The sequence below is a fragment of the Ruegeria sp. YKSF57 genome, assembly GCF_059612585.1.
Genome location: NZ_JBXWQW010000010.1, coordinates 1 through 12,456, shown reverse-complemented (window position 1 = coordinate 12,456; position 12,456 = coordinate 1). Strand labels below are relative to the sequence as shown.

General features: G+C 58.8%; 10 protein-coding genes. 6 read left to right on the top strand and 4 right to left on the bottom strand.

Annotation, left to right across the window (positions count from 1 at the left end; genetic code table 11):
- Nucleotide 1 precedes the first annotated feature (1 nt).
- Nucleotides 2-1,195: a kynureninase gene (kynU, locus tag AC2FLX_RS05950; RefSeq protein ID WP_480749252.1), complete on the top strand. Its 1,194-nt coding sequence runs from the start codon at nt 2-4 to the stop codon at nt 1,193-1,195.
- Here the strand turns inward: kynU and AC2FLX_RS05945 are convergent.
- Complete coding sequence (locus tag AC2FLX_RS05945) at nt 1,188-1,766, bottom strand: TetR/AcrR family transcriptional regulator (protein WP_480749251.1); 579 nt, start codon at nt 1,764-1,766, stop codon at nt 1,188-1,190. The genes kynU and AC2FLX_RS05945 overlap by 8 nt on opposite strands.
- A gap of 102 nt (nt 1,767-1,868) precedes the next feature.
- Here AC2FLX_RS05945 and AC2FLX_RS05940 point away from each other — a divergent pair, with 102 nt between their 5' ends.
- From AC2FLX_RS05940 to AC2FLX_RS05930, 3 genes are all read left to right on the top strand, one after another.
- Nucleotides 1,869-2,333, top strand: coding sequence for a (2Fe-2S)-binding protein (locus AC2FLX_RS05940; RefSeq protein ID WP_480749250.1), 465 nt, complete (start codon nt 1,869-1,871; stop codon nt 2,331-2,333).
- A 3-nt stretch (nt 2,334-2,336) separates the two neighbouring features.
- Nucleotides 2,337-4,577, top strand: a complete 2,241-nt coding sequence (locus AC2FLX_RS05935) for a xanthine dehydrogenase family protein molybdopterin-binding subunit (RefSeq protein WP_496810357.1) — start codon at nt 2,337-2,339, stop codon at nt 4,575-4,577.
- Nucleotides 4,578-4,807: 230 nt separating this feature from the next.
- Nucleotides 4,808-5,581: a prephenate dehydrogenase/arogenate dehydrogenase family protein gene (locus AC2FLX_RS05930; RefSeq protein WP_496810356.1), complete on the top strand. Its 774-nt coding sequence runs from the start codon at nt 4,808-4,810 to the stop codon at nt 5,579-5,581.
- Here the strand turns inward: AC2FLX_RS05930 and AC2FLX_RS05925 are convergent.
- Nucleotides 5,569-6,348, bottom strand: a complete 780-nt coding sequence (locus tag AC2FLX_RS05925; RefSeq protein WP_480749247.1) for a gamma-glutamyl-gamma-aminobutyrate hydrolase family protein — start codon at nt 6,346-6,348, stop codon at nt 5,569-5,571. The genes AC2FLX_RS05930 and AC2FLX_RS05925 overlap by 13 nt on opposite strands.
- A 234-nt stretch (nt 6,349-6,582) precedes the next feature.
- Here AC2FLX_RS05925 and AC2FLX_RS05920 point away from each other — a divergent pair, with 234 nt between their 5' ends.
- A complete protein-coding gene (locus AC2FLX_RS05920) occupies nt 6,583-7,557 on the top strand; it encodes a phosphatase PAP2 family protein (RefSeq protein ID WP_480749246.1) in 975 nt (324 codons plus the stop codon).
- Here the strand turns inward: AC2FLX_RS05920 and AC2FLX_RS05915 are convergent.
- Entirely contained in the window at nt 7,541-7,966 is a 426-nt protein-coding gene (locus AC2FLX_RS05915) for a GlcG/HbpS family heme-binding protein (protein WP_496810355.1), read from the bottom strand. The two genes, AC2FLX_RS05920 and AC2FLX_RS05915, sit on opposite strands and share 17 nt — an antisense overlap.
- A 66-nt stretch (nt 7,967-8,032) precedes the next feature.
- Nucleotides 8,033-10,177 (bottom strand): malate synthase G, encoded by a 2,145-nt coding sequence (locus AC2FLX_RS05910; RefSeq protein WP_496810354.1) that lies wholly within the window; start codon nt 10,175-10,177, stop codon nt 8,033-8,035.
- A 214-nt stretch (nt 10,178-10,391) separates the two neighbouring features.
- On the opposite strand from AC2FLX_RS05910, the gene pepN reads away from it, so the two are divergent.
- Nucleotides 10,392-12,456 (top strand): aminopeptidase N (gene pepN, locus AC2FLX_RS05905; RefSeq protein WP_496875392.1); only part of this gene is annotated, 2,065 nt, incomplete at its 3' end.

Below are 12,456 nucleotides of genomic sequence, written 5' to 3'. Positions count from 1 at the left end.
AATGACCGATTTTGCCGCGACCAAGGCGATGTTCGATCTGCCCGAAGGCATCCTGTATCTTGATGGCAACTCGCTGGGCCCGGTGCCAAAAGCAGCAAAGGTACGGGTTCAGAGCATGATGTCCGACGAATGGGGCGACATGCTGATAACCGGATGGAACAAGGCGGACTGGATGGGCTTGCCGACCGGGTTGGGCGACCGGATCGGCAGACTGATCGGGGCTGAACCCGGCTGCACGGTCGTCGGAGACACCCTGTCGATCAAGGTTTATCAGGCGGTCGCCTCGGCGTTGGAGTTCAACCCCGGCCGCAAGGTCGTCTTGTCGGATAACGGGAATTTCCCGACCGACCTCTATATGGTCGACGGTCTTTTGCGGTCACTTGGGGCTGACTACGAGTTGCGAGTGGTGGACCCCGAGGCTATCGCGGATCACATCACCGAAGAGGTCGCGGTGCTGATGCTGACCGAAGTGGATTATCGTACCGGTCGCATGCACGACATGAAAGCGCTGACCGAACTGGCTCACGCCAATGGAGTTGTCACTGTCTGGGATCTTGCCCATTCCGCCGGGGCCATTCCGGTCGATCTTGTCGGATGCAACGCCGATTTCGCAGTGGGGTGCACGTACAAATACCTCAACGGTGGTCCTGGCGCTCCTGCTTTCATCTACGTTGCACCACGTCTGGTTGGCAGGGTATGCCCGGCTCTGTCGGGGTGGCTGGGGCACGAGGCACCATTTGCCTTCGATCTCGACTACCGCCCTGGAACCGGAATCGAACGGATGCGTGTCGGCACTCCGCCGGTCATCCAGATGACGGCCCTTTCGGCCGCAATGGACGTGTGGGACATGGCCGATATCGCGGATGTGCGTGCAAAATCAGTAGAGTTGACCGAGCTCTTCATTCGAAAAGTCGAAGCCACCTGCCCCGAGTTGACGCTGGCCAGTCCGCGCGACCCGAGCCAACGCGGCAGTCAGGTGTCGTTTCGCTTTTCCGACGGATACGCGGCCATGCAGGCCCTGATCGCGCGCGGAGTGATCGGTGATTTCCGCGCCCCCGACATCATGCGGTTCGGCTTCACCCCGCTTTATATTGACGAACAAGACGTGACGCGCGCCGCCGACATTCTTGCCGATGTGATGCAGAACAAATTGTGGGACATCGCGGAATACAAGCTTCGCCAGCGCGTTACCTGACTTCCAGCCCCGCCCCAATCAAGCCCGCCAGTTGGTCGACGCGCGCAACAAAGACGCGATAATCCGGCGCCGTTGACTTGATCCCTTTCAGTGCTGACGTGATCGTCGCAGCGACGTCAGAGGCGTCGGCGTTCAAATGCACGACTCCCGCCTCAGCCATTCGCTGCAGCCAGTTGGCATAAAGGGCGCTCAATCGTGCCTCACCTTCTTGCACGATATCGGGCGCGGTCGATGTTCCTGCATCCAGCAACTCAAGACCGTGCGGAGAGTTTAAAAGCGCTTCCATTCCTTCGCCCTGGGCGGCCATGGCGGCCGCCATAGTTTCCGCGACCGACCTGCTTCCATTCAGGGCTTCCCTCACAGCGGCGGTCTTGCTGGCATAGTGAAGCTCAACCAGACTGCGAAAGATCGCTTCCTTGTTCTTGTAATACAAATAGACCGCAGGACGGGAAATCCTGGCGCCGCGTGCTATGTCATCCATCGACGTCTTGCGAAACCCATAGGTCGCAAACGCCTGCCAGGCTGATTCGAGTATCGCCTTTTGCCGGGGATCAATGTCTGCGTCTTTCATAGATTGACCTGTGACAGTTTTTGCAAATTTTGTCAATTGACACCATGACATTATTATCCCATTTTGTCAGGAACCGGAGCAAGAGCAATAGCGAGATCCGACATGGCAACTTCCCTCATCATCAACGGCCAAACCCATCAGGTCGACCTGCCCGACGAAGTCCCTCTGTTGTGGGTGCTCCGCGATGAACTCGGTCTGACTGGCACCAAATTCGGGTGCGGTGTCGCTGCTTGCGGTGCCTGTACCGTCCACATCGATGGCGAGGCCGTACGCTCCTGTCAGGTGCCTCTCTCGGATGTTTGGGGCGAAGTGACTACGATCGAAGGTCTGGGCACACCTGATGCGATGACCGCCATCCAACAGTCATGGGTCGATCACCAGGTGGCGCAATGTGGTTATTGCCAGTCAGGGCAGATCATGCAGGCCGCATCACTTTTGGCGGCAATCCCCGCCCCCTCGGATGCCGAGATTGACGAAGCCATGCAAGGCAATCTGTGCCGCTGCGGAACCTATCCGCGAATTCGCGCTGCAATCCATGACGCGGCAGCAAAACTGAAAGAAGCGTAAGAGATGGCAAGCATCGGAAAAATCCTGCGCCGCACCTTCCTCATCGGTTCCACAGCCATTGTCGGTGGCGTTGCATTTGGCGCCTACTACGTTAACCGACCAGCCCCGAACCCGCTGAAACCCAAAGATGGGCAAGCTGCTCTGAACCCCTTTGTGCTGATCGACCAGAACGGCGTTACCCTGTTCGCCCCACGTGCCGAAATGGGACAAGGCGTCAAGACCACATGGGCCGCACTGATCGCAGAAGAACTGGATGTCGATCTTGATCAGGTGACCGTGTTGCACGGCCCCGCCGCCGCCGCTTACTACAACTCGGCGATGATTGGTGAAGGTCTGCCCAACAAGGGATATGACGTGTCGAACTTCCAGCACAACCTGGGCGAGGCGCTTGGCGTCGTCGGCAAAGTGTTGAGCTTGCAGGTGACGGGTGGTTCAACGTCGATGAAAGACGGGTTCGAGCGTATGCGAGAGGCTGGCGCGTCGGCCCGGGAGACACTGAAACAGGCCGCAGCAGACCGGCTTGGCGCGGAACGCAGCCAACTCAAAACCGAAAGCGGACACGTCATCGCACCGGACGGCACCAAGCTGAGCTATTCCGAACTGGCGATGGATGCCGCTCGGCTTGAGCCGATCGAAACCGCGCTACGCGATCCGTCCCAATGGCGCTATCTGGGAAAATCCCTGTCGCGTCTGGATATGGTTGAAAAGGCCACCGGCACCGCGCAATTTGGCATTGATGTGCGTTTGCCGGGGATGAAATTCGCCAGCGTGCGCATGAATCCGAAACTCGGCGGCAGTATGAAGGACTTCGACGACAGCCTCGCCAAGTCCATGCCGGGCGTCGAGAAAATCGTGAATTTGGGCACCGGCGTCGCGGTGATCGCCAACAACACATGGCTGGCCATTCAGGCCGTCGAAGCGATTGCAGTTGAATGGGAAGACGCGCCCTATCCCAATGAAACCGAAGAGATTTTTGCCAATATCTCCAAGGCCTTCGACGAGAACCCCAACTCGACCATGCGCGACGATGGCGACGTCAGCGTGATGTCCGAGGGCGCCACCGAATTCACTGCAGAATATACCGTGCCTTATCTCGCTCATGCAACGATGGAGCCGATGACGGCAACCGCCCTGTTCTCGGGTGACAAGCTGGAATTCTGGGGCGGCAATCAAGCGCCAACTATCATGCAGATGAAATGCGCCAGCGCCGCCAATCTCGACACCGAGGCCGTAGAGGTTCACACCACCTATCTTGGTGGCGGTTTCGGTCGCCGCGGCGAATTCGACTTTGGCGTGATCGCGACAAAGGTCGCAATGGCCATGCCCAATGTCCCTGTCCAGACCACATGGAGCCGCGAAGAGGACATGCGCCACGATTTCTACCGCCCCGGAGCTATCGCCCGGATGCGCGGTGCTGTTGTGGACGGCAAGGCGGTTCTGATCGATGGTAAAGTCGCGTCTCAGTCCCCCACTCACCAAGCCGTGGCAAGAGTGACCGGTTTCGCGGGCGGCGGTCCCGACAAGGTGCTGGTCGAGGGGTTCTTCAACCAACCCTATGCCGTGCCGAACTACCGCATGAGCGGCCATATTGCCGATCTGCAGGTCCCAGTCGGTTTCTGGCGCTCGGTCGGCAACAGTCACAACGGGTTCTTCCACGAAACATTCATGGATGAGATGGCCCATGCCGCCGGGAGCGACCCGCTGGAATTCAGATTGGAACTGATGAAGGACGAACACGCCCCCTCGGCGGGCTGTCTAGAAGCGGTGCGCGAGATGTCTGGCTGGACAGGCCAGACACCCGATGGCGTCGGGCGCGGCGTGGCCTTTACCTATAGTTTCGGCACCCCGGTTGCGCAGGTGATCGAAGTGATCGAAGACTCCGGTACTATCCGCATCAGCAAGGCCTGGATCGCCTGCGACATTGGGCTGGCGCTGGATCCCGAAACCGTCAAGGCACAGATGTTCGGTGGCATGATGTACGGTCTGTCCGCTGCCTGTTTCGGCGAAATCACGTTCGCTGACGGCGAAGTCGAACAGCTGAACTTCCCAGACTATGACGCGATGCGCATGCATACAGCACCCCAGGTCGAGGTCCGCGTGCTGGAAACCAACCGTTTCATGGGCGGTGCCGGAGAACCCGGAACGCCCCCATCCATGCCTGCACTCGGCAACGCTCTGTTCGACCTGACCGGACAACGGGCGCGCAGCATGCCCTTTAACAAGAGCTTCAATCTGTTGGTTTGAAACCGCATTGAAAAGCCCGCTCGTTCAGGCGGGTTTGCCCTTCTGGGCTTGACCCGAACCGGCCTTTGCCGCTAGAGCACGTCGCATGAGCAAGAAACGGACCTTCTTCGTTAATTTCTATTATCCCCCGTCCATATAACGGCGGGCGCTCAATCATGTTCAACCGCCGCGACAGGCGGTTCGAACTTATCCACTTTCCTGCATCGCGGCCCACCCCCCGGAGTATCCCGATGCAAACCCGACCCGAAATCAGATCTGTTGGCCTCATGGGCTTTGGCGCATTTGGTCGCCTGATCGTCCGGCACCTGTCACCGCTTGTTCCCATCATCGTACACGACCCGATGATGAACAACGCACCTGCCAGTATCACCTGCGGCACCCCGCTTCAGGTTGCGCAATGCGATCTGATCATTCTTGCCGTGCCTGTCAGCGCTCTGGATACGACGCTCAAATCCATTGCCCCACATCTGCGGTCCGGGGCCATCGTTGCCGACGTAGCCTCGGTCAAGATCGGCCCGGTTCAAGCCATGGTGAGGCTCCTGCCATCCGACGTCCAGATTGTCGGCACGCACCCATTGTTCGGACCGCAGAGCGCAAAGGAAGGCGTGCAGGGTCGAAAAATCGCTGTATGCCGAATTCGCGGTGACGCCTGTCTGACACTCGCCGCCCTGATGCGCCGCCATCTTGGCTTGCGTCCTTTTCTTGTAACAGCCGAAGAGCATGACCATGAGGCCGCCATTGCACAGGGCCTTACCCATTTCATCGCCCGCGCCATGACCGCTCTGGAACCGTTGCCAAACCGTCTGACCACCGCGAGCTTTGATTGTCTGTGCGAAGCGATCGACATGGTGCGTCATGACCCGCCCTGCGTCTTTCACGCTATCGAACAGGACAATCCTTTTGCAGCCTCAGCGCGCGAAAAATTCATGGCACGCGCCGACGCCTTGATGCACGAGCTGGCCCCAAAAAATGATGTGGTTCTCAAACTGGATCAGGCGGTTTGACGATAAATCCCGGTTCCCCTGCACCCCGCCCAACCGCGAACGGCATCGCCAAAGGCAGTGAACAGCGGGCGCGACACCGGGTCGTTGGCGGCATCCCATTCGGGGTGCCACTGCACCGACAGGGTAAAGCCCGGTGCATCCTCGACATAGATCGCCTCGGGCGTGCCATCCGGAGCATGACCATCTATGACAATACCCTTCCCCGGCACCTTGATACCCTGCCCATGCAAGGTGTTGGTCATCACCTGCGGCGCGTCAAACAGCCGGTGAAACACACCGTTCTCCGTCAGCGTGACGACGTGGCGCAGCGCGAATTTCTCCTCCAGCGTGCCGTCAGGTGGCATGCGGTGATTCATGCGTCCCGGCAAGTCCCGGATCTCCGGGTAGAGCGTTCCGCCCAGCGCGACGTTCACCTCTTGGAACCCACGGCATATCCCCAGGATCGGTTGACCGCGTTCGACGCAAGCGCGGATCAGAGGCAGGGTAATTGCATCCCGCGCCCGGTCAAACTCGCCATGCGCATCGGTCGCAGCTTCGCCATATTCCTCCGGATGAACATTGGGGCGTCCACCGGTGAACAAAAACCCGTCGCACACTTCCATAAGCTCGGCCACCGAAACCAACCGCGGATCGGCGGGTACCAGCATCGGCAGACAACCTGACACGTTCGCAACCGCGTCCGAGTTCATCGTCCCCCCGGCATGCGTCGGATATTCATCGTTGATCAGGTAGGAGTTTCCAATGATACCGACGACCGGGCGCGCCATGGGTTTTCCCAATTTGTTGAGTGTGTTGCCCCGAACCTAGCGCGTCGCAACTGGCCCCGCAACAGAACACGGCCTGCACGACAGCGCAATGTGATGTTCATTGATGCACTCAGCCCACATGTCCCGCTCCCCACCCAAACACGTCACACTCCTCAACAATCCCGCACAGGCGTCACAAATTGGACACAAAAATCGGCCAATCGACACATGTGAACCTTTTCCGATCGAGGTATCATGAGCGACGCGTCTCATTGTTCCGACACAGTTCTTTTGCGCCGGTTTTTCAAGTCCGCGTTGCAGGCCAATGAGATCTTGCTCCTGATCCTGCTGGTCGTGACCGCCTTGCTTTGCGTCGTCATATCCACAGCTTACGCTAAGCCCGTTGATTGGCGCGGTTTCGGCACCGGCGCGGCATCTGCTGCGGCCCTCTTCGCGGCTGGACTATATATACGGCTTCGCAAAAACCGCGAAAACCTCGCCCACCTGGCCATCGCGAACAGTATTTATCTGGGCTTCACCTGTTTTACGACGCTCCTGATTTTCCTGCGCTTTCCGACGCAGGATCTGAGCACCGACCTGACCCTGATGCGAATTGACGCCGTTTTCGGGTACAGCTGGCCCGCATTCGTCGAGTTTTTCGGGAACTATCCCCTGGCCTCGCGGGTTCTGGGCCTTGTCTATATCAGTTCTCTGGCACAGCTTTTTGCTCTGGTGGCCTTTTTATCTTTGACCGGTCAAATTCTTCGATTGCATCAGACACTGCTTGCAGGAAGCATCAGCTTGCTTTTGACCACACTGATCTGGTGGATTGCACCAAGCGTCGGGCCATCGGCATTTTACAATATCCCCGAGCGAACAATTGAAGTGACGGGGCTGGTCACCAACAACGAATACGGCGCCTATCTGAGACATTTGGCAGACAACGGCCTGCCGGAAATTGGCCCGGAAAACATCGTGGGCGCCATTGCATTTCCCTCGTATCACACCGTCATGGCACTTCTGGCGGTCTGGTACCTCAGGGGTACGTGTTTGATTTATCCGGCCCTGGCTCTCAATACCTTGATGATACCCGCAATCCTGATGCATGGCGGCCATCATCTGACAGATGCAATCGGCGGGATCGTGACCTTTGTCATTTCTGCAGTGCTGGCCGGATGGATTGCCCCGGACACGCCCGCCTCGCGGCGAAAAATCAAACCTCTCCGATAAGGCCCGTTGCTTCGATTCCCGCCAGCGCCGCTGCCGCATCATTGTCCGACGTGTCACCGGTCACGCCAACTGCTCCGATGACAGCGCCTTTCTTGTCGCGCAACAGTACGCCTCCGGGTACCGGGATCACCTGCCCGCCATAGACCCCGTTCACGGCCGCCATGAAATAGGCCTGACCTTCGGCGCGCTGCATTTGCGCCGTGCCCGCCATGCCCAACATGATCGAACCATAAGCCTTGCCGTGCGCAATCGCGAAACGGCCCGGCGCCGCACCGTCTTCGCGCTCAAAGGCAATCACGTGCCCTCCGGCATCCAGAACGACAACTGCAAGGGGTTTCAACTCCATCTCGTGGCCTTTTTCCAAAGCCTTTCGGATGATCGTGCGCGCACGCCGCAGGGTAATTGCCATATCCTGTCCCTTTCATCTGGACATCAGAAATCTGCCAGCGGGATTTTGCCGCTTGCCTATGTATCCTTAACGCAGGCTGGCCTTCAATTCCAAGCGCCGCGCATGCAACACCGGCTCGGTATATCCCGAGGGCTGTTCACGCCCCTTGAACACCAGATCACACGCCGCCTGAAAGGCCATGCCGTCAAAGCCCGGGGCCATGGGGCGATAGGCCGGGTCATCCGCGTTCTGCTCATCGACCACAGCCGCCATCTTACGCATTGCGGCCATGACGTCCTGCCCTGATACGACGCCGTGATGCAGCCAGTTGGCGATATGCTGAGCCGAAATCCGGCAGGTGGCGCGGTCTTCCATCAGGCCTACATTGTTGATGTCGGGCACTTTGGAGCATCCGACCCCCTGATCGATCCACCGCACGACATATCCAAGAATACCTTGCGCGTTGTTCTCCACTTCGCGGCGGATCTGGTCGGGCGACCATTTGCGGAACGCCGCCAGCGGGATGTCCAGAATGCCGTCCACATGCGCCCGGCGCCCGCCGGCTTTCAGGGCGTTCTGCACCGCAAACACATCGACCTTGTGATAATGCAGCGCATGCAACGTTGCTGCCGTTGGGCTGGGCACCCAGGCGCAGTTCGCACCTGCCTTGGGGTGTTCGATCTTGGTCTCCAGCATCGCCGCCATACGGTCGGGCATGGCCCACATGCCTTTGCCGATCTGCGCCCGGCCCTGCAACCCGCATTCCAGCCCGATATCGACATTGAGGTTTTCATAAGCTCCGATCCAGGCCTTGCGCTTGATGAAATCCTTACGGCTGAATGGCCCCGCCTCCATCGATGTATGAATCTCATCACCCGTCCGGTCGAGGAATCCTGTATTGATGAAAGCCACCCTCGATTTCGCGGCGCGGATACATTCCTTGAGGTTGACCGTCGTGCGTCGTTCCTCATCCATTATACCGATTTTCACGGTATTTCGCGGCAGACCAAGAATGTCCTCGACCATGTCAAAAGTCTCTACTGCAAAAGCCACTTCTTCCGGGCCGTGCATCTTGGGCTTGACCACATAGACCGAGCCATGAACCGAATTGCCGCCCTCACGATCCAGATCGTGCTTTGCGATCATGACAGTGATCAGGGCATCCATAAGCCCTTCGAATATTTCCTGCCCCTCTCCATCCAGAATGGCCGGGTTGGTCATCAGATGGCCCACGTTGCGCACCAGCATCAGCGCGCGCCCCTTCAGCGCCGCCATCTCGCCGCTGGGAGTGGTATAGGTCTTGTCCCCCGCCAGTCGCCGGGTGAAGGTTTTTCCACCCTTGCTGACCTCTTCGGTCAGATCACCTTTCATCAGACCCAGCCAGTTGGAATAGGCCAATACCTTGTCTTCGGCATCGACGCACGCGACCGAATCCTCGCAATCCATGATTGCCGAAACAGCGCTTTCCATCCGGACATCGGCCAGGCAGGCCTGATCGCGGCTACCAATCGGATGGGCGCGATCGAAGACCAGCTCTACATGAAGACCGTGGTTGCATAAAAAAACTGAATCCGGCGCACGCGGATCGCCCTTGTAGCCCGCGAATTTTTCGGGCTGCTCCAACGGCAGATCATCCACCAGCAGCATACCTTCTTTGATATGGTAACGCCGCGCATCCGCGTGACTGGTGCCCGAGACCGGGAACGCATCATCAAGAAACACACGCGCCCAGGCCACAACCCGTGCCCCGCGCCCCCGGTCATAGCCACCGGCCGACGGCAGGCTGCCCAGCGCATCAGTACCGTAAAGACTGTCATACAGGCTGCCCCACCGGGCATTGGCCGCGTTCAGTGCATAGCGGGCATTGGTGATGGGCACCACAAGTTGCGGCCCCGGTATGGTCGCGATTTCGGGATCAACATTTGCGGTTTCGACTTCGAAGTCATCGCTTTCTGGCAGCAGATAACCAATTTCGGTGAGGAAAGCCTTATAAGCTTCGTGATCGTGGGCCTTGCCACGGTGGTCGATGTGCCAAGCGTCGATCTTGGCCTGCAGCTCACTGCGCTTGGCCAACAGGGCGCGATTTTTAGGCGTCAGTTCCGCCACCATCCGCGCCAACCCCGCCCAAAAAGCATCCACCGAAACACCACTGGCCGGCAAAGCCCTCGTTTCGATGAACTCTGCCAGTTCAGCGGCCACCTTCAGCCCGTTCCGATCCAGCCTGTCACTCATATTTTCCCGCCCCGCTACTGTGTGCAACTGTATGCAGACCCTACCTAGCGCAGCCCCCTGCGCCCGGCAACCGCCACAAAATCCGGGATTATTCGGATCTGCAAGACAATCCTTTCGGAAATACGAGAAAGCCGATCGATTGCCCACCCGCGCTTGCAGCCCGACGATGAACCATCATAGGGTCGCGACGCAGTCAACCCACACGAGGCCTATGATGCGCGATGCCGCCCCGACCACGATCTACCTCAAGGACTATGCACCATTCGGGTTTCTGATCGACGATGTCCATCTGACCTTCCGGTTGCACCCGACCAAGACCCTGGTCACGTCACGCATCCGGTTCCGCCCCAACCCGGAATCCGGCAACCGCGAGTTCCGCCTCAACGGCGAGAACATGACCTTGCGATGGGCCAGGATCAACGGGCAGGATTGGAAACCCCACATCCGAGATGGCATTCTAACGGCTACCCTGCCCGACCCCGAGGCGCCTTTCGTGTGGGAGGCCGAGGTCGAGATAAACCCCAGTGCAAATACCGCGCTTGAAGGACTTTATATGTCGAACGGGATGTATTGCACCCAATGCGAGGCTGAAGGGTTTCGCAAGATCACCTTTTATCCTGACCGCCCAGACGTAATGGCCCCGTTCACCGTCAGGATCGATAGCGGTCAGCCCTTTGTCCTGTCGAATGGCGACACAGTGCCCGGGGATGGGCCGCACCCGGTTCTTCTGTCCAACGGAAATCCAGCAGGAAATGGCGAAGGCTGGGCTGAATGGCATGATCCCTGGCCCAAACCCGCCTACTTGTTTGCGCTGGTGGCGGGCAATCTGGTCGCCCATTCCGACCAATTCACAACCCGCTCGGGCCGTAAGGTCGATCTGAATCTCTACGTCCGTCCCGGTGACGAAGGCAAATGCGCCTTTGGAATGGAAGCGCTGAAGAAATCCATGACGTGGGACGAGGAGGTTTATGGCCGCGAATACGATCTGGAGGTGTTCAACATCGTCGCGGTCGATGATTTCAACATGGGTGCCATGGAGAACAAGGGACTCAACATTTTCAATTCCTCCTGTGTTCTCGCCAGCCCCGAAACTTCGACGGATGCCAATTTCGAGCGGATCGAGGCAATCATTGCCCATGAGTATTTTCATAACTGGACCGGCAACCGCATCACCTGCCGCGATTGGTTTCAGCTTTGCCTGAAAGAAGGACTGACGGTATTCCGCGACGCCCAGTTCACCTCGGACATGCGCTCGGCCCCGGTCAAGCGCATTCATGACGTGATCGAGCTGCGCGCCCGCCAGTTCCCCGAGGACAACGGGCCGCTGTCGCACCCGGTCCGGCCAGAAAGCTTTCAGGAGATCAACAATTTTTACACCGCCACCGTTTACGAAAAAGGCGCCGAGGTCATCGGGATGCTCAAGCGTCTGGTGGGTGACGAGGCCTATGCCAAGGCGCTCGATCTCTATTTTGATCGGCACGATGGTCAGGCCTGCACCATTGAAGACTGGCTGCAGGTCTTCGAAGATGTCACTCGCCGCGACCTGAGCCAGTTCAAACGCTGGTACTCGCAAGACGGAACACCACGGGTGAAGGTCGCGGAAAACTGGGCCGATGGTACATATACGCTGACGTTCAGCCAATCGACGCCTGCGACGCCGGGGCAGCCCGACAAGCAACCACACGTGATCCCCGTTGCAGTAGGCTTGCTTGGTCAAAATGGAAACGAAATTCTAAAAACAGAGGTATTGGAGCTAACCGAGAAACAGCAGAGTTTCGCCTTTCCGGGCCTGCATTCCAAACCCGTCCCCTCCATCCTGCGCGACTTTTCCGCGCCGGTCATCCTTGAACGCGGCAGCACGCCTTCCGAGCGTGCCTTTCTGCTGGCCCACGACACCGACCCGTTCAACCGATGGGAGGCCGGGCGATCGCTGGCGCAGGACACGCTGTTGCGGATGATCACCCGGGACGCGGCACCCGACACCAACTATCTGGACGGGATGCTGGCCGTTCTGCGGGACGACAACCTCGACCCGGCCTATCGCGCGCTGATGCTGGGCCTGCCGACCCAGTCGGAACTGGCCGCCACCCTGCACGAACGCGGCACGACACCCGATCCGATGGCAATCTGGACCGCCGTCGAAACACTCCGCCAGGCGACTGCCCAGCATCTGCAGGACCTGCTGCCGCGCATTCACAGCCAGTCGCAAATCGATGCTCCCTATCGCCCCGATGCAGAACAGTCTGGAAAACGCGCTTTGGGGAGTGCCGCTCTGTCCC

What these genes read in the sequence shown, in the direction of transcription:
- AC2FLX_RS05940 (WP_480749250.1), top strand. Translation starts at nt 1,869, where the DNA reads ATGGCAACTTCCCTCATCATCAACGGCCAAACCCATCAGGTCGACCTG.
- AC2FLX_RS05945 (WP_480749251.1), bottom strand. Translation starts at nt 1,766, where the DNA reads ATGAAAGACGCAGACATTGATCCCCGGCAAAAGGCGATACTCGAATCA.
- AC2FLX_RS05925 (WP_480749247.1), bottom strand. Translation starts at nt 6,348, where the DNA reads ATGGCGCGCCCGGTCGTCGGTATCATTGGAAACTCCTACCTGATCAAC.
- AC2FLX_RS05930 (WP_496810356.1), top strand. Translation starts at nt 4,808, where the DNA reads ATGCAAACCCGACCCGAAATCAGATCTGTTGGCCTCATGGGCTTTGGC.
- AC2FLX_RS05920 (WP_480749246.1), top strand. Translation starts at nt 6,583, where the DNA reads ATGAGCGACGCGTCTCATTGTTCCGACACAGTTCTTTTGCGCCGGTTT.
- AC2FLX_RS05915 (WP_496810355.1), bottom strand. Translation starts at nt 7,966, where the DNA reads ATGGCAATTACCCTGCGGCGTGCGCGCACGATCATCCGAAAGGCTTTG.
- kynU (WP_480749252.1), top strand. Translation starts at nt 2, where the DNA reads ATGACCGATTTTGCCGCGACCAAGGCGATGTTCGATCTGCCCGAAGGC.
- AC2FLX_RS05910 (WP_496810354.1), bottom strand. Translation starts at nt 10,177, where the DNA reads ATGAGTGACAGGCTGGATCGGAACGGGCTGAAGGTGGCCGCTGAACTG.
- AC2FLX_RS05935 (WP_496810357.1), top strand. Translation starts at nt 2,337, where the DNA reads ATGGCAAGCATCGGAAAAATCCTGCGCCGCACCTTCCTCATCGGTTCC.